This window comes from Parvibaculum indicum, assembly GCF_011762095.1.
Classification (GTDB): domain Bacteria; phylum Pseudomonadota; class Alphaproteobacteria; order Parvibaculales; family Parvibaculaceae; genus Parvibaculum; species Parvibaculum indicum.
On record NZ_JAASQO010000015.1, the window covers coordinates 57,487 to 78,232 of the forward strand.

20 protein-coding genes and 2 tRNA genes are annotated in these 20,746 nt (G+C 61.5%); 5 read left to right on the forward strand and 17 right to left on the reverse strand.

Annotation, left to right across the window (positions count from 1 at the left end; genetic code table 11):
- Positions 1-66 precede the first annotated feature (66 nt).
- The 3 genes from FHS78_RS16445 to FHS78_RS16455 are packed head-to-tail and all read right to left on the reverse strand — an operon-like array spanning position 67 to position 4,532.
- Positions 67-1,254: an FAD-dependent oxidoreductase gene (locus tag FHS78_RS16445; RefSeq protein WP_167095468.1), complete on the reverse strand. Its 1,188-nt coding sequence runs from the start codon at positions 1,252-1,254 to the stop codon at positions 67-69.
- A 10-nt stretch (positions 1,255-1,264) separates the two neighbouring features.
- Complete coding sequence (locus FHS78_RS16450; protein WP_167095469.1) at positions 1,265-3,262, reverse strand: TonB-dependent receptor; 1,998 nt, start codon at positions 3,260-3,262, stop codon at positions 1,265-1,267.
- A gap of 22 nt (positions 3,263-3,284) precedes the next feature.
- Positions 3,285-4,532 (reverse strand): MFS transporter, encoded by a 1,248-nt coding sequence (locus FHS78_RS16455; RefSeq protein ID WP_167095470.1) that lies wholly within the window; start codon positions 4,530-4,532, stop codon positions 3,285-3,287.
- Positions 4,533-4,694: 162 nt separating this feature from the next.
- Here FHS78_RS16455 and FHS78_RS16460 point away from each other — a divergent pair, with 162 nt between their 5' ends.
- Complete coding sequence (locus FHS78_RS16460) at positions 4,695-5,708, forward strand: helix-turn-helix transcriptional regulator (RefSeq protein ID WP_167095471.1); 1,014 nt, start codon at positions 4,695-4,697, stop codon at positions 5,706-5,708.
- A 176-nt stretch (positions 5,709-5,884) separates the two neighbouring features.
- Here FHS78_RS16460 and FHS78_RS16465 read toward each other — a convergent pair.
- From FHS78_RS16465 to FHS78_RS16520, 12 genes are all read right to left on the reverse strand, one after another.
- Positions 5,885-5,960, reverse strand: a tRNA-Phe gene (locus tag FHS78_RS16465).
- Positions 5,961-6,113: 153 nt separating this feature from the next.
- Complete coding sequence (gene yacG, locus FHS78_RS16470) at positions 6,114-6,362, reverse strand: DNA gyrase inhibitor YacG (protein WP_167095472.1); 249 nt, start codon at positions 6,360-6,362, stop codon at positions 6,114-6,116.
- A complete protein-coding gene (locus tag FHS78_RS16475; RefSeq protein WP_167095473.1) occupies positions 6,359-7,879 on the reverse strand; it encodes an Rne/Rng family ribonuclease in 1,521 nt (506 codons plus the stop codon). The genes yacG and FHS78_RS16475 overlap by 4 nt, the downstream gene beginning before the upstream one ends.
- Positions 7,880-7,987: 108 nt before the next feature.
- Positions 7,988-8,614: a Maf family protein gene (locus FHS78_RS16480; RefSeq protein ID WP_343042001.1), complete on the reverse strand. Its 627-nt coding sequence runs from the start codon at positions 8,612-8,614 to the stop codon at positions 7,988-7,990.
- A complete protein-coding gene (gene infA, locus FHS78_RS16485; RefSeq protein ID WP_167095474.1) occupies positions 8,611-8,829 on the reverse strand; it encodes a translation initiation factor IF-1 in 219 nt (72 codons plus the stop codon). The genes FHS78_RS16480 and infA overlap by 4 nt, the downstream gene beginning before the upstream one ends.
- A gap of 126 nt (positions 8,830-8,955) precedes the next feature.
- Positions 8,956-9,681, reverse strand: a complete 726-nt coding sequence (locus FHS78_RS16490) for an SIMPL domain-containing protein (protein WP_167095475.1) — start codon at positions 9,679-9,681, stop codon at positions 8,956-8,958.
- A 133-nt stretch (positions 9,682-9,814) separates the two neighbouring features.
- Positions 9,815-10,276 carry an arsenate-mycothiol transferase ArsC gene (locus FHS78_RS16495; RefSeq protein WP_167095476.1) on the reverse strand — a complete coding sequence of 154 codons (462 nt, stop codon included), beginning with the start codon at positions 10,274-10,276 and terminating at the stop codon, positions 9,815-9,817.
- 3 nt (positions 10,277-10,279) lie between these two features.
- On the reverse strand, positions 10,280-10,780 hold the full coding sequence (locus FHS78_RS16500) for a UPF0262 family protein (RefSeq protein ID WP_246220562.1): 501 nt from the start codon (positions 10,778-10,780) through the stop codon (positions 10,280-10,282).
- A gap of 111 nt (positions 10,781-10,891) precedes the next feature.
- Positions 10,892-12,187: a histidinol dehydrogenase gene (hisD, locus tag FHS78_RS16505; protein WP_167095490.1), complete on the reverse strand. Its 1,296-nt coding sequence runs from the start codon at positions 12,185-12,187 to the stop codon at positions 10,892-10,894.
- A gap of 29 nt (positions 12,188-12,216) precedes the next feature.
- The gene (locus tag FHS78_RS16510; RefSeq protein WP_167095478.1) at positions 12,217-12,666 is read right to left on the reverse strand and encodes a DUF2948 family protein; all 450 of its coding nucleotides are present in this window, start codon (positions 12,664-12,666) and stop codon (positions 12,217-12,219) included.
- 21 nt (positions 12,667-12,687) lie between these two features.
- On the reverse strand, positions 12,688-13,962 hold the full coding sequence (murA, locus tag FHS78_RS16515) for a UDP-N-acetylglucosamine 1-carboxyvinyltransferase (protein ID WP_167095479.1): 1,275 nt from the start codon (positions 13,960-13,962) through the stop codon (positions 12,688-12,690).
- A 221-nt stretch (positions 13,963-14,183) separates the two neighbouring features.
- Complete coding sequence (locus tag FHS78_RS16520) at positions 14,184-14,363, reverse strand: hypothetical protein (RefSeq protein ID WP_167095424.1); 180 nt, start codon at positions 14,361-14,363, stop codon at positions 14,184-14,186.
- Positions 14,364-14,614: 251 nt separating this feature from the next.
- On the opposite strand from FHS78_RS16520, the gene FHS78_RS16525 reads away from it, so the two are divergent.
- The 4 genes from FHS78_RS16525 (at position 14,615) to FHS78_RS16540 (ending at position 18,114) form a co-directional block, all read left to right on the forward strand.
- A tRNA-Thr gene (locus FHS78_RS16525) sits at positions 14,615-14,689 on the forward strand.
- A 264-nt stretch (positions 14,690-14,953) separates the two neighbouring features.
- The gene (locus tag FHS78_RS16530; protein ID WP_167095480.1) at positions 14,954-16,396 is read left to right on the forward strand and encodes a TrkH family potassium uptake protein; all 1,443 of its coding nucleotides are present in this window, start codon (positions 14,954-14,956) and stop codon (positions 16,394-16,396) included.
- A gap of 288 nt (positions 16,397-16,684) precedes the next feature.
- Positions 16,685-17,233 carry a porin family protein gene (locus FHS78_RS16535; protein WP_167095481.1) on the forward strand — a complete coding sequence of 183 codons (549 nt, stop codon included), beginning with the start codon at positions 16,685-16,687 and terminating at the stop codon, positions 17,231-17,233.
- A gap of 110 nt (positions 17,234-17,343) precedes the next feature.
- The gene (locus FHS78_RS16540; protein ID WP_167095482.1) at positions 17,344-18,114 is read left to right on the forward strand and encodes a TrmH family RNA methyltransferase; all 771 of its coding nucleotides are present in this window, start codon (positions 17,344-17,346) and stop codon (positions 18,112-18,114) included.
- Between the two features lie 126 nt (positions 18,115-18,240).
- Here the strand turns inward: FHS78_RS16540 and FHS78_RS16545 are convergent, their stop codons facing one another.
- Together FHS78_RS16545 and FHS78_RS16550 are read right to left on the reverse strand one after the other, a co-directional pair.
- The gene (locus FHS78_RS16545; protein WP_167095483.1) at positions 18,241-19,686 is read right to left on the reverse strand and encodes a cryptochrome/photolyase family protein; all 1,446 of its coding nucleotides are present in this window, start codon (positions 19,684-19,686) and stop codon (positions 18,241-18,243) included.
- Between the two features lie 64 nt (positions 19,687-19,750).
- Positions 19,751-20,554: a TauD/TfdA dioxygenase family protein gene (locus FHS78_RS16550; RefSeq protein ID WP_167095484.1), complete on the reverse strand. Its 804-nt coding sequence runs from the start codon at positions 20,552-20,554 to the stop codon at positions 19,751-19,753.
- Positions 20,555-20,746: the final 192 nt, after the last annotated feature.

The window sequence follows — 20,746 nt, forward strand, 5'->3', positions numbered from 1 at the left end:
CACTTCGGAAGGGAAACACGGCGCGCTGGATCCCCATGAGTGAGGTCCAGCGCGCGCGATGCTTTCTCAGTTTTCGATCCGAAGCGAGGACGCAGCAAGTACTTCGGAACGGATGCCGCGCTGGAAATAACGGTTGAGAAGCCATTTCGGCATCCACCGCATGATCGCATTGCGAAAGGCGAAAGCACGATCCGTCTGCGGCACAAACCATCGCGCGGTGGAGCGGCTGCGCACTTGAAGCGTCGTGATCGTCGGGCGCAGGCGAGCCTCGTGCCTTTCAAGCGCTTCGGCAATGTCTCCCCTGGCCAGTTCTTCTGCCAGCACACAGGCCGACGTCATCGCCATGCCGGCCCCCTGCCCCGACACGAGCGTCAGACAATGCGCAGCATCCCCAAGCAGGAGACAACGTCCCTTATGCCATGAGGGCAGATCGACCATGACCAAGCCGTCAAGAAGAACGTCGTCCTGCTCTCCAAGCAAAGCTATCCGCCGGATCACGTCAGGATGCGCACCGGCAAAGGCTTCACCCAGGAGCTGCTTCCTGCGCTCGATCGACACGAAAGACGCATCTTCGTCGCACCATATATGGAGCGCGGCGATCTTGTCCTGCGGCAGGCGGTAATATTCGACCATGCGACCGGGCTCCGCATAGGAGAGGAAGTCGTTGCCGAGACCTTGAGGGTCACTCACCTGATAGGCCGCCATGCGATAGCCGAGCGGCACGAGATGATCTGCGCTTTCGCCGAACAGCGCCGAGCGTGTCGCGGACCGAACACCATCCGCGCCGATCAGCAGATCGACCGAGAAGGCGCTGCCGTCCCGCAGCCTCACCGATACGGCGTCTCCTTCATCCCGGAAAGTTTCCACTTCCGTCGCAAAACGTATGTCGACATCGGGATTGGTCCTGATGGCCTCGTAGAGAGCCGTCGCAAGATCCGGTCTCGCGAGGGTTATCCATTCGAGCCCTTTCAGGAAGTCATGATAGTTGATCCTGAGAAGTTCGCTGCCATCGCGCGCAAGGTAGAGATTGTCCTCAATATGCCGCTCGCATTCCCGGAGGCGCGGCAGAAGCTCCATCCGCCGCGCCACTTCGTATCCCGGTCCTGAAAGACCGAGCATGTAACCGTCGGCGCGCAAGTCCGGCGCCCGCTCGACGAGCGTGACCCGCCACCCGGTAGCCGCCAACCACCAGGCCGCACTCAATCCCGCGACACCACCTCCGACGACGAGTGCCGTTCGCTTTCCTGCATTCATCAGACTTCACCTAGAACGCAACGGTCATACGGAGACCGACTTCGCGTCCCCGACCGAGTTGATAGAAATCGCCGAGTCCGAGCTGGTGGAATCCGTAAACGGCATAGTGTTTGTCTGTAAGATTATCGACGTAGAAGTCGGCCGAGAGATTGTCGTTGTAGATCCAGCTGACACCGGCATCGAAGGTCGAATAGCCACTCTGGGATTGAGCCGCGGTGTTGTACTCATCGAAATAGACTTCGCCCGTGTAGGATACACCTGCGTGCGGGAACAGAACGCCGAACCCGTCCGGAAGCCCTATCTCGTATTCCACGTTGAAATTGGCCGTGACCCGGGGCGCGTATGGCAGGCGATTGCCTTCAAGGTTGACGCCCGGAGCGGACGGGTTGTCGTAGCTTTCGAAGGTCGCGTGGTTCAGGCCAAGTCCGCCCTCAAGGCGCAGCCCGTCGATCGGATAGACGCCAACCTTGAGATCCAGACCGTAGGAGACGACTTCGCCCGCATTCTGCAGATACTGGTTCGGCTGCACTCCAACGAAGAGCTGATAATCGTCTGAATAGGTATAGTAGGCGGCCGTGTCGACATGAAGGCGGTCATTCAACGCCTTCGCCTTCAGGCCCAGCTCGAAACTATGCGTATATTGCGGGTCATAGGCGAAGGAGATGTTCGCAGGCGAGATGTTTCGCGTAAATCCGCCCGGCTTGAAGCCGCTGCTGTAAAGCGCATAGAGGCGGGCATTCTCCGTCACCTGATAGCCGAGCGACAATTTCGGCGACAGCGCGGTAAAGCTTTCTTCATTGCGAAGATTGACGGCACCCGAGCCGATGGCTTCAGCTTCCTCGTAATCGAGGCGCAGGCCCGTCGTGATATCCAGGCGATCCGAGATATGCCAGATCGTTTCGCCGAAAAGAGCATATGACGCGATCTTGTGTTGCGAGGTCTGCAACGCAGCCGGTACGCGGCGTTCGAAGTCAAGATACTGGTAGTAAGCGCCGATCACATAATCCAGGGCACTGCCATTCCCCGGGTCCGAAACAAGACGAAATTCCTGACTGAAGGTTTTCTGGTCTTCCGGCGTAAAGGAACCGAAAATGACGCGATCGAGCTGTCGGGTCTGGTAGCCCGTCAGCGACGAGAAGGTTCCGATATCCGTGTCGTAGGTGGCTGTGAGCCCATAGCTGTTGAGCGCCAGCTTATATTCCGCAGGGATCGGGAAGGCGACACCGCTCCGTCGGTCCGCAGCCAGAACGAACTGTTCCTCGTCCGACTCCGTCACCGTTCGCGACGCGCTCAGCATTACGTCGAGGGGCGATGCCGAGGGTGCATAGCGGAGCCGAATCCGCGCCTGCTCGTCGCGGGTCTCGCCGAGTTCGGAGTTCGTGAAGAAATCCTTGTAGATGCCGTCTTCGTCACGGCGGGCAAGAGATATATCGCCGTACAGAACATCCTCGACGATCGGCGTCGAAAGAAGGATATCGCCTTCATGCGCCTCGTCGCCGATGAGGCCGGAAACCACCATCCGCATCTCGTTGTCCGGCTTCCGCGTTATCACGTTCATTACGCCGCCGACTGCGTTACGCCCGTACAGAGTTCCTTGCGGGCCATAAAGAAGTTCGATGCGTTCCAGATCGAGCGGCAGAAGCTGACCGAAAGTCGCCGGGTCCTGGGGCAGGCCGTCCACATAAAGCTGAACGGTCGGATTGTAGAAGTCGACCGAGGACTGTCCGCGGATGGTGAAGTTCGAGTAGGCGCGACTCGACCGTTGACGGATATTCGTATCGGGGAAGAGGCGGTCCACCTTGTCGGCATAGCGGATACCGCGCGAAAAAAGCTCGTCCGGCGTCGCGATGCTGACGAGGCCATCGACCTTCTCCACATCCCTTTCCTGCTTCGTCGCCGTCACCGTGATGGGCGGTAGTTTGGCGGCTTCTTCAGCCGCATCATCCGCGAAGGCAGGTGTGGCGAGCAGGAAAAACGGCAATGTGAAATGGACCAGTCTGGAACGCATGTTGTCCCCCATGAATTATCGGTCAGGCGGTGGAAGAAATCGGTTCGGGTACGCGCTGCGGTCCGGCAATCCGCGCCGTCAGCAACGGAGCAGCGAAAGCGGCAAAAAACAGAAAAAGAGCGGCAAGCGCGAAATTGGTGCCATGCCCCAGCCCTTCGCTCACGAGACCGGCAAGCACCCCCGCCACGATTGCAAGAAGCGCGTCGGCGCTCTGGAGAAGGGCGAAGTCGGTTCCCGCGCGCTCCGGCAGACACCATCCCATCATTGCGGAATAGAGAACGGCGAAGGTCAGCGAAAAGGCAGCGGCCTGTGCGAGACAGGCAAGGATGATCGCAGTTTCGTCGAAATGCCGAGTGAGTGCGATGGCCGAGAGCGCGGCAAAGGAAAGAGCGTGAAGGAGCGCGCAGATGCAGAGCGCCGAACCGGTGGACAGACGGCGAAAGACGGCCCCGGCAAAAACCGCGCCGGCAATGCCGACCGCGGCCCCGGCGCCGCCGCGCAACCAGCCGATCGTATCAAGCGGTAGCCCGGCGTCGACGAGGAAAGGCCCCGTCAAGGCGATGCCGAGCCGCCCGCCGAACTGATAAACGAGTACCAGGACGATCGCGAGACGCAGTTCGGGCCGCCCGAGGGAGGCGAGCAGCGATACCGGCGCGGGCGCGTCCGGTGAGGGCGCATCCGAGACCATGCGGCCCGAGAGCACTGTCGGCATCGTCATGACACCCAGGCAGGCGACCATGAGAAGCATGGCCCATGTCCAGCCTGCATGGGCAAAGACCGCGAGCCATACGCCGATACCGACGATGAAGCCGAAATAGCCGCCCGCCACCTGCGCGGAGCCGCCAAGCATATGCCGGTCGCGCCGCAGTGCTTCCACGGCGAGAGCATCCGTCGCCGTGTCCTGCGTTGCACCGAATATGATGGCGATCGCCAGTATCGTCAGGAGAAGCGGCAACTGTCCGATGGGCGACAGAAAAGCCATCAAGGCGAAGGCCGCAATGATCGAAATCTGACAGACAAGAATCCAGGAACGGCGGCGGCCTATCTCAGCGATGTAGAAGCGGTCGACGAAAGGCGCCCACAGAAATTTCAGAGCCCAGGGCAGAAAGAGAAGATGGAGATAGCCGAGCGTATCGAGCCGCGCTCCTTCGTCCCGAAGTACAGTCGGCAGGGCCGTCTGCACCATGCTGCCAAGCGTACCCTGGGCAGCATAGAGACCGAATAGCAGAGCGATAATGCCTGCTGCCTGCCTGTCCCCCGACTTCCCCATCCGTACGCATCACCTGTTGAATTCGACGGGCAAGCTTTGCGATGACGGTCATCGTCCTGCCACCTCAAACGGGGTCACCCACCCCGGAAGCGGGACTATTAGTTGCGAATTATTCTCAAAATCAATAAAATCGTTCCAATCGCACAGGCCGGGGATATTAAGTTGGACGAACAGCAATATGATTTTGGCCGGGTCAGCGTGCTCGAACGCTCCCTGGGATATGGAGAGCCCCACGCCCGGCCGGCCCCCGTCACTCGCCATCTGGCGGAACGCGGCATCGACATGGCCTGCCTCGAAGGCCGCTGCCAGCGGATCAATATCCGGGACGGATTCGACGTCACGCTCTATGACATGACGTTCAATGCGGCGCACACATCGTATGGACACTCCGAACCCGGCCTAACCATCACCGCGCTCCTTGATGCCGGAGGAAACGGCTCAATGGTGGAAAGCGAGGCGACCGCCGGCTCACCGGAAATTCCCTACAAACCCGGCATACTCTATGTCTGCTATTCGACCCGTCCGATTCATGGCAGCTACGTGATACCGGCGGGCTGCCATTTCGTCTTTGCCGAACTCCGACTCGGCTACAAATTTCTCGACCGCATCGGATTCGCGCCGCTCTTTGCCTCGGCGAACGCATCTCATCCCCTTCACCGCATGTCCGGCGATGGTGTGTGGATCGGCACGGCAGAGATGCCCAATGCGATGCAACGACGGATATCAAATCTCATCGATTGCGGACTTGGGGCAGGACGAAACGATCTGACGCTTGAGACAAGAGCGCTCGAAATGCTGACGGCGACCGCGCAATTGATGGATGCCTCGCCACCGCCTCCAAGGCGCAGGGCGGGAGATGAACGGCGTCTCGACGAAGCGCGGGACATCGTCCTTTCGGATATTTCCAGGCACTGGACCATTGCCCAGCTTGCCCGCAAGACAGGGCTAAACGAAAAGAAACTCAAAACCGGTTTCAAAGCGCGTTTCGGGTACAGCGTCCGTCAATTTATCCAGCGCGCCCGTCTCACCGCTGCTCGTGATATGCTGATCGAAGGCAAAAGCAGCGTCACCGAGGTCGCTTTCGCTGTCGGGTATTCCAACCCGAGCTACTTCGCGGAACTTTATCGCCGCGAGTACGGCGTCAATCCGAGCGAAATGCCTCTATCCTTATCCTGAGGTCCGGTTTGTTCATCGCATCGTCTTCCCGCGGGGACATTTCACTGCCGGCTCGAAGCTAAAGACCGATCGCCGGATTTGCCGTCCGCGGAACAGCCGAGCGGCGAGCAGGCAAGATGGTTGGATATCGCAAGCCCCACCCTATGCGCGCAAATTAGTTCGTATGTTCAGGGGAGTGGTGCCCAGGGGCGGAATCGAACCACCGACACTGCGATTTTCAGTCGCATGCTCTACCAACTGAGCTACCTGGGCGGAAGCTCCAAAGCGGGGCGGGCTCTTGAGGCCCCGGCAAGCCGCCTTGGTGAGGTTCGCGGGTTATAAGAGATTGATCCGGCACTGTCCAGAGGCGGCGCACAGCTTTCGCCCAGAATATCGAAAACCGAATTGCCGAACAGGGTTAAGGGCTTACCAGCCGCCGCCACGCTCCCCGTCCTCGTCGGGGTCGAGGCTTTCGGGATCGAAATCGTCGGGCGGCTCCACGGCGGGAATCGCATAACCTTCGCTCAACCAGCGATTGAGATCGACATCCGCGCAATGCTTCGAACAAAAGGGGTGGACGTCAGGCGCGGACTTCTTGCCGCAAATCGGGCATGGCCTCGGTGCGCGCAGGGGAACGACCTTGCCGTCATACTCCCTGCCGCCCTGCCCGCTCATTGTAGCACCCCGACATCGATCTTTTCGCGGGAGTAATCCGGCTCCGGCACGAGGCTGACAGCCGCTGCGATCTTCAGGCTCAACCGCTCCAGCAGGTAGGGGTTGCCGCGCTCCAGCCAGTCCACCACTTCGGTCGAGGCATGCGCGACAAGCGTGCGGCCCGGAGCGCCGGCCGCTTCGCGCTGGATGCGCCGCAGGAGGTCATTCGCTACCGTCGCACATGTCTTGCGGCGCGGGCGGCAATTGGCATAGGCGGGTTCGGTCAGCAGCTTGTCCAGCGGCTCGCGCACACGCTTGCGCGTCATTTCCACCAGACCGAATTCCGACATGGCCGATATCTGGGTCGGTACGCGGTCGCGCGCAAAGCCTGTTTCCAGCGCGTCGATCACTTTTTCAATATTGCCGGGTTCGTTCAGGTGAATGAAGTCGATCACCACGATACCGCCCGTCCCGCGCAGGCGGAGCTGATGGACGATTTCCTCCACCGCTTCGAGATTGATGCGCGCGCTTGTTTCCTCAAGGCCGGTGGCCGCGGTGTAGCGCCCGGAATTCACATCGATCGCGGTCAGCGCTTCCGTCGTCTCGATGGTGATCCAGCCGCCGGAGGGCAATTCCACGCGCGGTTCCAGCGCGGTTTCGATCTGTCCATCCACGTCGTAAAGGGCAAAAAGCGCCCCCGGCCCGTTGAAGAGCTGCACACGGTCCAGCATTTCCGGCATGGCGCGTTTGCAATAGTGCTTCGCCTCGGCAAAAGCCTCCGCATCGTCGATCAGCACACGTTCCGTGTCGGCATTCACGCAGTCGCGCAGCGTCTTGGCCACCGGATCGAGATCGTGAAAAACGACGGAAGGCGGCGAAGAGCGCTTCTGCCTGTCGCGCACCTGGCGCCACTCCTCGGCAAGCTGGCGCGCATCGGCGGCAATCTCTTCCGCCGTCGCGCCGATGGCGGCGGTGCGCACGATGAAGCCCGCGGGCTCACCGGTCACGCCACAGGCATTGAAGCGTTCGACCATCTCCTCCACCAGCGCGGTCAGCCTTTCGCGCTCGGGCTCGTCCTCGATACGGCGCGACAGCGCGACGCCGGACTGATTGGGCACCAGCACGAGAAGGCGCCCGGGCAGCGTGACGTTGGCGGAAAGGCGCGCGCCCTTTTCGCTGATCGGATCCTTCACCGCCTGGACGAGGATTTCCTGGCCTTCCGTGACGCAGGCGGAGATGGGCGGCAGCGTACCTTCATCGAGGCCCGTCAGCTCGCAGAGGCATCTCGCCTCGCGCGCGCCGAGAAAGCCTGCGCGTTCCAGACCGATTTCCACGAAAGCGGCCTGCATGCCCGGCAGCACACGCTGCACACGACCGAGAAAGATATTTCCGATGACGGAATGGCCGGCACGCCCTGTCCTGTCCTTCAGCGCATCCGCCATGGTGCGCTCCAGGAAGAACTCGACAGGACGACCTCTTTCGACGACCGCGACGCGCGTCTCGCCGGGGCCGACATTGATCAGCACTTCCTCCGACATCTATCCCCTTGCTATCTCCGCCTGCGACCCCCATCGCGGACGGACACGGAACCCTTAATTTGCATATCAATTCTGGAAAAACGATCCTAGCAGCAATTTGCGCCGCGTTCATAGATGCGGCGAAAGGACCCGATAGCCCCGGCCGGTCAGCAATTGCGCCGTTTCATAGAGCGGCAGGCCGACCACGGATGAATAGGATCCCGCGATTTCACGCACAAACGCTGCGGCAAGTCCCTGAATCGCGTAGCCCCCTGCCTTGCCGTCCCACTCGCCGCTATCGAGATAGGCGGCAATTTCCGTCTCCGAAAGACGTTTCATGCCGACCCTCGTCGTCACGACGCGGCAACTGACCGCGCCATCGCCGGCAAGACAAAGCCCGGTATAGACCCTGTGCGCACGGCCCGACAGAAGCCGCAGGCAGCGTTCGGCTTCCGCCCGATCGAGCGTTTTGGGAAGAATGCGCCGTCCGCAGGCAACGACCGTATCCGCCGCCAGCACGAAGGCTTCCGGCTCGGCGACGACCACGGCCTGCGCTTTTTCCCGCGCCAGCCTGCCGGCATGGGCGCGCGGCGCCTCGTCGCGCAAGGGTGTCTCGTCGATGTCCGACGGGATCACCGCGTCGGGCGCAATGCCGATTTGTGCCAGGAGAGCGAGGCGGCGCGGCGAGGCACTGGCCAGAACCAGCCTGCGGCGCGCGCCGTCGGAAGCGTTCGCACTATGCGGGGCGACGCTCACTTGAATCGGTAGGTAATCCGGCCCTTGGTCAGATCATAGGGCGTCATTTCGACGAGCACCTTGTCCCCCGCCAGCACGCGGATGCGATTCTTGCGCATCTTGCCTGCCGTGTGGGCAATGATCTCGTGATCATTTTCCAGCTTCACCCGGAAAGTGGCATTCGGGAGGAGTTCGATCACGACCCCCTCGAATTCGAGTGTTTCTTCCTTCGCCATTCACAACCCTTTGAAATTTGGCCGAAGAATGGTCAGAAAGACGCCCGAAATCAAGTACCGCTTGCCGCCTCTTTTCGCAGGGGCAGCAAAGCACACCCAAAAAGGCGACAAATCCGTCGGAAAGGCTCAATTCGCCAGCAGATATTCGATGGTCGAGACGACGCGCACCGTCTTTTCGATCTGCTCGCTCTGCTGAATTCCCGGCGCATTGTCACGCGGCAGGATCTGGAACTGCCCCTGATAGGCGCGGCGGATGCCGTTGAGCCTCGTGCCGGAATCGCTGGCGAAGGTCTCGGCCGCCTGCTTGGCCCGGCTCATCGCTTCCTCGATCATCTCTCCCTTCACCTTGTTGAGGCTCTTGAAGAGATAGGAGGGGCGGCTCGGCCCGCGGTCGCTGGATAGCACGATACCGGCCGACACCAGATCGCCGGCCGAGCGGTTCGCGGTCGCCACCTTTTCCACATCCGTGGAGCGCACCATGACGAGCTGGCTGATGATGAACCGGACATCCACCGGACCGGAACGGTAGGCCTGCGCCATGCGGTCGGTCACTTCGGGGCTTTCCACCGAGATTTCATCGTCGGAAAAGCCCTTGTTCTTGAGGAATTTGACGACCGCCTTCGTACTCACCGCGATCTGGGCCTGAACGCCCTCGACATTGCCGCCCGTCGCCACGAAACGAATGGGCCAGAGGGCGAGGTCGGCTTTCACGTCGCGCTCGGACAGCCCCTTCACCGTGACGGAACGGTCGCCCAGCCGCGACTCGACAAGGCCCTGCCCGCCAAAAAAACCGCCCAGCGCTATTCCAACACCTAGAATGGCGGCGGCAACCACCGTGAAAACATTGTTCATGCGTGGATTTCCTCCCGGTCGCTCGGCGTACCCCGTGTACCCACAGTATAGGACATCATGTGTCGAGAATGCGACCGGCCCATGCCTTGCCCACTCCGATACGAGTAGGGCGGCAAGGAAGACGATCCGCTCCCTACCCCACGCGCCGCGCCGCTCGCCCGAAGCGCTTTTCGATCAGGCGCTTGAGCTGGTCGCGCAATTCGCGATAGGCGACGAGGCGGCGTTCGCGGCTGCCGCCCGTTGGGGTGGCCAGCGGGTCCACGACATCCCAATATTCGACTTCCGTGGCGGCGGAGCGGGTGGCCTCTTCGGCTTCCTGTCTCGCTTCCTGGGTCAGGGCAATGATGAGATCGTAGGAAGTGATGTCGTCGAGATCGTCCAGGCCTCGCGGTTCATGGCCGGATATGTCGATCCCCTGCTCGATCATCACTTCCGCTGCGAAGGGGTCGGGATCGCCCGGGGTTACGCCCGCCGATTGCGTGAAAATCCGCCCCGGATAGAGCGCCTTCACCAACCCCTCGGCCATGGGCGAGCGAATTGCATTGAGATTGCAGATGAAAAGCACCGAGCCCGGCTGTTTGTCCTCCTTAGCCATGACTCAGCCCTTGATGTGGAGAACGCAAATAAGCGTGAAGAGACGCCGGGCCGTGTCGAAATCCATATCGATCTTGCCGGAAAGGCGTTCCTTCAGCAGCGTCGAGCCTTCATTGTGCAGCCCCCGGCGTCCCATATCGATCGCCTCGATCTGGGCCGGCGCGGCGCTTTTGATCGCGTCGTAATAGCTTTCGCAGATCAGGAAATAATCCTTGATGATCCGTCGGAACGGGGTCAGCGAAAGCATGACCTTGCCATGCTCCTCGTCACCTTCCAGACGGATATCGAAAATAAGCCGGTTTTCCTCCACCGACAGGCGCAGGCGGTAGGGACCGCCATCGCTGCCGACAGGCATGAAGAGATTTTCTTCCAGCAGGTCGAAAATCGCGACCTTGCGCTCATGCTCGACATCGGGACTGCGGCGCACGACGGAGGTCTCGTCCAGGGCGAGATCGACAATACGATAGCGCGCATCCCGCTCGGGGGACGATGCCGCCTCTTCCATTCCGCCTTCTGCGCTCCGGTCGCTCATAGGGGGTACTCTAAGCCCAATCGCACTTGCGATGCGAGGCCCGATGCGCATCGCATCGGCGCGGACAGGCTCTGCGGTCGAAACTCAGCGGTTGAGCCGGATGGAAACGGAGCGGCCATGCGCCTGAAGTCCTTCCGCATCGGCCAACGCCACCGCCGCCGGGCCGATCGCCGCGAGCGAGGCCGCATCGCAGCGGACCAGCGAGGTCCGCTTCATATAGTCGAGCACGTTAAGGCCGGACGAAAAGCGCGCGCTGCGAGCCGTGGGCAGGACGTGATTCGTTCCCGCCACATAATCGCCCACCGCTTCCGGCGTATAGCGCCCGAGGAAAATGGCGCCAGCATTGGAAATCCGCTCGGCCAGCGCATCCGGATCGCCGGTGGCGATTTCCAGGTGCTCCGGCGCAAGCCGGTCCACCAGCGGCACGGCGTCTTCCAGCGCGGCGACCGTGATGACGGCGCCGAACTCGTCCCAGCTCTGCGTGGCCGTCTCCCGGCGCGGCAAGGCCTCGAGCTGACGGGCGACGGCCTCTTCCACCCTGTCAGCGAAAGCGACATCGTCCGTGATCAGAATGCTTTGCGAGCTGGCATCGTGTTCGGCTTGGCTCAACAGGTCCGCCGCGATCCAGTCCGGGTCGTTCTCGCCATCGGCGACGACCAGGATTTCCGAAGGCCCTGCGATCATGTCGATGCCGACCGTACCGAAGACCTGCCGCTTGGCCGCCGCGACAAAGGCATTGCCGGGACCGACGATCTTGTCCACCGGCGCGATGGCGTTAGTGCCATAGGCCAGCGCGGCGACGGCCTGCGCACCGCCGATGCGATAAACTTCGGAAATGCCTGCGAGCTTCGCCGCGGCCAGCACGAGCGGATTCACCACCCCGTCCGGCGTCGGCACCACCATGACGATGCGCTCCACGCCTGCGACTTTCGCTGGGATCGCATTCATCAGAACCGAGCTTGGATAATTTGCCGTGCCGCCCGGCACATAAAGCCCTACCGCGCCCACAGGCGTCCAGCGGTGGCCGAGTTCCACGCCCTGCGGATCGGTGAAGCGGGCATTTTCGGGCAATTGCCGCCGGTGATAGGCCGCGATGCGCTCCGCAGCCATCTTCAGCGCCTCGACCGTTTCCGGCACGCAGGCCGCGGTCGCAGCATCGATGTCGGCGGCGGGAATGGCGAGCGTCTCGGGCGTGATGCCGGGCAAACGGTCGAATTTGCGCGTGTAGTCGACCACGGCTTCGTCGCCGCGCTTACGGACATCGGCAATGATCTCCGTCACGGTTTCGTTCACATCGACGGAGGCTTCGCGCTTTGCCGTCAGAAGTTCGGCAAATCGCGCATCGAAATCCGTATCGGTACTATCGAGGCGCTGGGCCATCATTCAATCCGTCCGTTCGTGTCATGCCGTCAATCTTCATGTCTGGGCGCGAGCGGGGTTTCCCGCTTCAGCCCCAGATCGGATAAATGGGCTTCGAGCGCTTCCACGTCCAGCCGAATTTCCCCGCCGCCGGAGAACACCAGCGTGACGACACCGGCCGGCGTGTCGGTTTCCTCGAAACGGATGGCGAGCAGGTTCAGCACGCCGTCGGGCTTGTCCTGTGCGATGTTGCGCGTCCGGACCTTCATCACATTCTCGAAATGAAGCCCCGTGCGGACCCGTTCGTGCCGGCCTTTGGCGAACCAGCCGCGCCACTTCACCTCCGCCTCCCAGCGGAAGCGGTTCGCGACCAGCGCAAAGCGTCGCTTGCCGGGAAGATGAGCCAGATCGCCCACTTTCAGCACCGCATCCTGCATCTGCGCGGAAATCACTTCCAGGTCTTCGGCATCCTGTGCCGAAAGCCGCAATTCTTCGCTCATGCTATCTCCATCGCGATCACGTCAGGAGGCTTTCTCGCGCCAGATCTCGGCTCCGCAGGCGCCGAGCTTTTCTTCTATACGCTCAAACCCCCGGTCGAGGTGATAGACGCGATTGATCACCGTTTCGCCTTCGGCGGCAAGGCCCGCAATGATCAGCGCCGCGGATGCGCGCAGGTCGCTCGCCATGACGGGGGCGCCTTTCAGCTTTTCCACGCCATGGACCAGCGCCTTATCGCCATGCAGCGAGATATCCGCGCCGAAACGGGCCAGCTCCTGCACATGCATGAAGCGGTTCTCGAAAATCGTCTCGGTGATTTCCGACTCGCCCTCCGCCGTGGTCATCAGCGCCATGAACTGCGCCTGCAGATCGGTCGGGAAACCGGGGAAGACCTGTGTCACCACATCGGTGGCCTGAAGCCGCGTCCCATTGCGGGCGACACGCACTTCTCCCTGACGGCTTTCCACCTCGACGCCCGCCGCGCGCATGGCGACCAGCGCCGCCTCGAAGGTGGAGGCATCGGCATTTTTCAATGTCACATCGCCGCCGGTCATGGCAGCGGCGATGGCGTAGGTTCCCGCCTCGATCCTGTCCGCGACCACATGATGGGTGGTGCCATGGAGCCTGTCGACGCCCTGAATGCGCAGGGTGGAGGTCCCGATCCCGTCGATCTTCGCGCCCATGGACACGAGGCAGTTGGCGACATCGGTCACCTCCGGCTCGCGAGCGGCGTTTTCGAGGATGGTTTCTCCCTCGGCAAGGGTCGCGGCCATCAGCAGCGTATGCGTGGCTCCGACCGAGACGACCGGAGAACGGATGAGCGCGCCCTTGAGACCGTCCGGCGCGGCGGCGACCACATAGCCGTCCACCAGATCGATCTGCGCGCCCATCTTCTGAAGGCCCTTGATATAGAGGTCCACCGGCCGCGCACCGATGGCGCAGCCGCCGGGCAGAGACACCCGCGCCTTGCCGCAGCGCGCGAGCAGCGGCCCCAGCACCCAGAAACTCGCCCGGATCCGCGAGACGATCTCATAGGGAGCGGTGGTCGACACGATGTCGGGCGTGGTGATGGACAGCGTATAGCTATGACCGGCGATTTCGGGTTCCAGCTCGGCGCCCAGCACGTTCAGCAGCTTGCCCAGCGTCTGCACATCGGTGAGCTGGGGCATATTGTGGAATTTTACCGTCTCATCGGTCAGCAGGGCAGCCGTCATCAGAGGCAGGGCCGCGTTCTTTGCGCCTGAAATAGGGATATCGCCGGTCAGGCGATTGCCGCCCCGAATGTGAATGCTGTCCATCTGCCGTTCCGATCCGATCGCTGACTTGTCTTATAGATGAGGTGGCCGGGCTGAGTCACGAAAAGGGACTTCCCCCGCTTCCCATTGGCCGACCCGGCAAGTACCGGACCAGTGCGGCCTCATCATGTCGGGGACATGACGCCCGGGAGGCAGATCATGGCGACAACCGGAGCCTGACGCCGCCTACCGCCCTTCCCACGCCTGCGCGGACGGGGCCCGGATCACTCTTCGTCCGCGGCCTTGCGTCCCCGGCTTTGGGATTTGCGCTTCTTCAGGTTTTCCCGCAGGGCCTCGGCGAGCCGTGCCTGCTTGGCCTTGGCGTCCCTGGCCTGGTTCGCCCGGTCGGTACCTTTGCCGTTGGGGGCACGGCCGCTCATATTCGTTCTGGAGGTCTTGTTCATCGCTTGGGGCTTTCCTTTCGGGCCAAACGGGCCCCTTCCGGGCGGGATTTAGGGGCGAAGCCGCGGCGGCGTCAACCGGGGACGGCATTCCCGGCGCGGAGAGGCCCCATGGCCCTTTTACAGGGTTGCAGATAATCGGGGCATGTGGCAGTTTCCGCGCACTTCGCACACCGCCCGGTTGCGTCGCCGGTCAGCTTTCCGTTTACCAAAAGAAGGCTAGACTTTCCGCGGATCACCCATCCCGGCTCCGGGCTGCTGTAGCTCAGTGGTAGAGCACTCCCTTGGTAAGGGAGAGGTCGACAGTTCAATCCTGTCCAGCAGCACCATTTTCCGTGCTTCCAGCCCTCCAATTGTCTTCCCGACAGCCTGTTCAAGGCAATTGCCGGGGCTCGGGCAACGATGAATCCTGACCCAGTCCGGCATCCGGCTGTCACATGAGCCTTTTTTCACTTGAACCCTGTTGAGGCCCGCTCATTAATTCCACCCGGGAATGAGGGCACCTGACACGCGGTCGTGCCCCGGGCCGGGGCATAGGCCCCAGAGCGAGCCTCCCGTCGCGCGCACCGAAAATCAGTATCGGGCAAAAGGCCATGCTCAGAACCGTGCTTTACGTCATCGGCCTGCTCTTGTGCGTCTTGGCCGGCACCATGTTGCTGCCGGCCATGGTCGATTATGCATCAGGCGATATGGACTGGCGTGTCTTCGTCGCCTCGGCCGGGCTCACCGCCTATACGGGCGGTTCGATGATCCTCGCCTTCCGATCTCCCCATGTTCACATCCGGGCGCGGGAGGGCTTTCTGTTGACGGCGGGAAGCTGGCTTGCGGTGAGCGCCTTCGGATCCTTGCCGCTCATATTCAGCTCGCTTCACCTGTCGCTCGCCGATGCCGTCTTCGAGACCGTATCGGGCCTCACCACGACGGGCGCCACGGTGCTAACGGGACTCGACACCATGGCGCCGGGACTTTTGTTCTGGCGTTCGCTGCTGCAATGGATCGGCGGCGTCGGCATTATCGTCGTGGCGATCTTCATGCTGCCGCTGTTACGTGTCGGCGGCATGCAGCTCTTCCGGTCGGAATCCTCCGACATCTCCGAGAAAGTCGCGCCGCGCATCTATCAGATCGCGTCCCTGACCGTCGTCATTTATGCAGCGCTGACTTTTGCCTGTGCCATCTGCCTCGTCGTTGTCGGCATGACGCCGTTCGATGCGATCAATCATGCCATGGCCACGCTGGCGACGGGCGGCTTTTCAACCAGGGACGCTTCGATAGGTTTCTATCATTCCGTACCGATCGAACTGGTGCTCATCGTATTCATGGCGGCGGGCGCATTGCCGCTTGTTTTCTACGCCATGCTCGTCAAAGACGGACGGCGCGCATGGCGCCGGGAAAAGCAGGTGCCCGCCTTTCTGCTGACCCTAGCGACCGCCATTCTTGCCGTCACCTTCTGGCGCATCTCGTCGAGCCCCGATGGATTCTGGCATGCGCTGCGGGAGGCGGCATTCAACGTCACCTCCGTCCTTACCGATACGGGCTTTGCATCTACGGATTTCGGACGATGGGGCACAGGCGCCCATGCGTTGTTCCTGTTGCTGATATTTATCGGCGGCTGCGCCGGATCCACCGCCGGGTCCATCAAGATCTTCCGCTGGCAAATCCTCTTCAGGTCTTTCGCCGTACATCTGAAGCGGAATATCGCCCCCCATCGCATGATCGTGCCGCGCTACGGCGACAAAGCCGTGGATGACGAAATGGTTTCGTCGGTACGCAACTTCTTCTTCATGTACATTCTGACATGGGGTGTGGTTTCGACCCTGCTCATGCTCACGGGCCTCGACTTTCTCTCCTCCGGCAGCGCCGTCGCCACCGCCATGGCCAATGCGGGACCGGGCCTTGGCCCCATCGTTGGTCCCGGCACCAATTTCGCCTCGATTTCCGATCCTGCGAAATGGCTGCTGTGCATCGCGATGCTACTGGGCCGGCTTGAACTGACAACCGTCTATATCCTGTTCCTGCCCGATTTCTGGCGGAACTGACAGCCGTCCTGTCGTTCGCACCGGCTCGATTTACCGTATACGAACCAATATTTTCCGATATCACACGCCCCCTTCCCGTAACGTCTCGATTGTTGTCGCCAAACAACAAATATGTCGTTGGCATCGCAACATCTCCTTATTTCCGCCTTCCGCATTCCTCCCCGCCGTCACACTCAAGAGCTAGTGAAATGCCGTCAGCGGCGACGCGAATTGCGGCCGCGAAAACTCATCCTTCGCAAGGGCCCGATCGAAAACGACCGGCCGAGCGATAAGAAGAGGAAACAGGACATGATGAAAACTGCGATCACCGCTCTCGCGCTGGCTCTGGCGCCGACGGCTGCATTCGCCCAGATGAACACGGCCAATGTCGACACCGAGAACTACGGACCGAAAGCCGGCGACACGGAGTTCACCCTGTCCGGCTCGGGCTACAGCAACAAGGACTTCGACAACAATACGTTCGGCATCAGCGGCAGCCTCGCCAAATATCTCACCGACAATGTGGCCATCGGCCTTCGTCAGAGCGTTAACTGGACCGACCCCCAAAACGGCCGTGACCAGTGGGGCGGCTCGACGCGCGGCTTTGCCGACTACGTCTTCGATCTGGAAAAATTCCGTCCTTATCTGGGCCTGAGCGTCGGCGCCATCTATGGCGACAATTTTAACGATACGTTCGCTGCGGGCCCCGAAGCCGGCCTTAAATACTATGCGGACGAGAACACCTTCGTCTTCGCCCAGACCGAGTATCAGTTCACCTTCGATGACGTGGATAACCTCAGCAGCGACTCCGAGCGTGGGCTCTGGCAGCACACGGTCGGCGTTGGCTTCAACTTCTGACGGCAGATCGATCAGCCGCATCTCACAGGGCGCCCTCCGGGCGCCCTTTTTTCGTGAGAGCTCAAGAGCCATGCGGACGGAAACGCCCGAATGTGCTACTCGCATGAAGCATGAGGAAGATCGAATATCTGGAAAGCGCCCAGAACCCGCGCGTAAAGCTCTGGCTCGGGCTTGCCGAACCAAGAGCTATCCGAAAGAGCGGTCGCTTCCTGCTGGCTGGCCGGAAAACCGTGCCGGAAGCGCTGAAACGCTGGCCGGCACAATTCGAAACCATCATCGCCGCCGACGAGACCGCGCTAAGAGATGCCGCCATTCCCGACGAAATGGCACGGGTACTCGTACCGAAAGCCATTTTCGAACGGCTGGACCTTGCCGGCACCGGCTTTGCTCTGCTTGTTGGCCGGGTGCCGGAAATGCCGAAGACCGATCTTTCCGCCGCGCCGCAAGGACTGGAACTGGTTTGCGCGCTCTCCGATCCGAACAATCTGGGTGCGCTTGTCCGCTCCGCGGCCGCCTTCAATGTCAGCCGTCTCATTCTGATGCCGGAATGCGCTCACCCGTTTCATCCCCGCGCCCTGAGGGCCGGGTCCAATGCTATCTTCGAGCTGCAGCTGGAGACGGCTTCAAGCTGGGAAGCGCTCGACGATGCCCGGGGCCCGATCTTTGCGCTGGACGGGCACGGTACCGATATGACGTCGTTCGTCTGGCCTGGAAATCTTCGTCTGGTCCTGGGCGAAGAAGGCCGGGGAGTCCCGAAAAGTCTCGAAATGGAACGCCTTGCCATTCCGACCAGCGGCAAGGTTGAATCGCTCAATGCCATGGCCGCGGCCAGCATCGCGCTTTCCCAGTTTTTTCTGTCCCGCCGCAAAGCCGGCATGTGAACCGGAACATGCGGCCTTGCGTAGAAGAGTGAGAGGACCGGGGAATGCCCATAGCGCGCCGCCCCAGTCAGGACCCCATGGGGAGGCCCGCAGCGACAGGCGTTTTCCGGTTCTCACCCCGCCGTTTCAGCCGGCCCGTTTCACCTCTTCATAGGCATCCAGCGCGCGTTGTCTTGCCTCGCGATGATCGACGATGGGGCGGGGATAAGTCTTGCCCAAAACGATACCGGCCTCGTCCAACATGGCGGACGGCGCTTCCCAGGGCTTGTGAATATATTTCGTCTCGAGCCCTGCCAGCTCCGGCACATATCGCCTGACATAGTCGCCTCGCGGATCGAACTTCTCGCCCTGCAAAACGGGATTGAAGATACGAAAATAGGGTGCCGCATCCGCACCGGAACCTGCCACCCATTGCCAACTCGCCCGGTTCACCGCGAGATCGGCATCGACCAGCGTATCCTCGAACCACGCTGCGCCGCGCTTCCAGTGAATGAGAAGATCCTTCAGCAGGAAGGAAGCCGCGATCATGCGGACACGGTTGTGCATCCATCCGGTCTGCCAAAGTTCGCGCATCCCCGCATCGACAATGGGATAGCCGGTCCTTCCAGCACTCCAACGCCGAAACGCCTCATCGTCGTCGGACCATGGAAATGCATCGAAGGCCGGTTTCCAGTTTTCATCCGCGATGGACGGCCAGTGATAGATCAGGTGATAGGCGAAATCGCGCCAGGCCACCTCGGAGAGAAATGCGTCGAGCGACATTCCGGCAGATGGATCGTCGCCGCGATGCGCCTCGATCGCCGTCCATATCTGGCGGGGAGAAATTTCGCCCCAGCGCAGATGCGGCGAAAGCCGCGAGGTTCCCTCCATGCCCGGTAGATCGCGTTTTTCCCTGTAATCGCTCGCGGCATTCTCAAGGAAATGACGCAACCGTTCATGCGCGCCCTTCTCGCCCGGGGTCCAGCACTCCCTCATGCCGCCCGCCCAGTCCGGCGAGGACGGGCGGAGCTGCCAGTCGTCCAGCCTGTCCGACGGCGGACCGCCTCCACCTTTCAGCTTGCGCGGCTGCGCCAAAGGTGTGCCGAACGGCCCGGATGCGGACAGCGCTTTCCAGAAAGGCGTGAAGACCTTGTAGGCATCGCCGGTCTTCGTTTTTACCTGCCATGGTTCGGCCAGCAGCGAGGCTGCGAAATTCTTCACACCAATACCCGCTTCGACCAGCGAGGATTCGAGGGTCCTGTCCCGCTCAATGGCGGCGGGTTCGTAACACCTGTTCCAGAAAACCGACATGGCACCGGTCTCTTTCACCAGGGCCGTGAGTTCGTCTTCCGGCCGTCCCCGCCTCAGGATCAGCTTCGCGCCGCGTTTTTCCAGCGCGTCCGACAGGCAGGAGAGACTTCCATGAAGCCACCAGGCGGACGCCTCGCCCGGTAAGTCGCGTTCGTCGAGAATGAACAATGGAAGTATCGGCGCGCCCGCCTCCGCCGCCGCGACGAGCGCGGGGTTGTCGGCAATCCGCAGATCGCGACGGAACCAGACAATGATCGGCGCAGTTCCGGTGCTTTCTGTCATGTCCTGCTGTCTTTACGGTGTCGGTGGATTTCTCATTCCGATACGCACCGCCGCCACTGCCGGATCAACCGGGGATATCCTTCCCCTTTAAAGCGGCATAGGAGACGGGGAAGGATACACCGTCGTCGCCGAACGGGAAAAGCAGCGCGGCGCTCGGCTTCCACAACAAAACAAGGCCGTCGTCCCACTCCATGCGGCGCTGGGCTTCAGGCGCTTCGAACAGCGTCTTGAGATAGTCGAGAACGACGCGCCCTTCCTCTCCCGGCACACCGTGAATGGCCCGGGTGAAGGCCGGGCTCACGCCCAGTGCCGTTGCGCCGTTTTCCGCCAGCTGGACCGAAAGCGCGCTCCGTTTCGGCGGATTTCGTTCGCGGAGAGAGGCGAGCCAGCGCAATCGCTCCGGCGTTTCGCAGGCGTCCGCCAGCGGCAGGGCTGCATCATGAACAGCTTCAAGCCCTGCAAGGTAATGTCGCATCGCAGGCGAAAGCGCTTCGTAGGCCGCGACGCGGGAAACGGATATCACTCCGCCGTGGCCAGTGGCCCCTTCACCCGCCGCCAACAGAGCAAACTCCGGCGGCGACGGCTGCCATATCGGGTCGGCAAGAAGCCGCAGCGTATCCTGCGTCGTCTCGTCCCGGAATGTCGTCAGCGACGCGCCGTCCAACGGATCGCCGACCATGGCGGCGATATCCGCAAGCGCTCCGGCCGGAAGGTCGGGCAGATAGAAGGACACGAAACCGCATTTACTCAGCGTGCGGCGCATACACGAGACCACCCTGTCCTCGCGGAGCCCCGGAAGATCATCCGGCATCACCTTTATGGGGCGATCGATCTCCCCTTCCAGGGCCTGCGGGGTCAAACGCCGCATCGGCCTCGCCGCCAGATTACTTTCATTCTCCCCCCTTTTGCGAAGCACTGTTTGTCTATGTTTCGTGCATTTAATTCAAATTGATGTTCATAATGACTAGAGCATTTTCCGATCATTCGCATTCATATCCGGCCGCAGCGAAGTAGTTCCGGCATTCTTTGGTAGTGAAGGTGTCGATGCCTTGGGCGATGG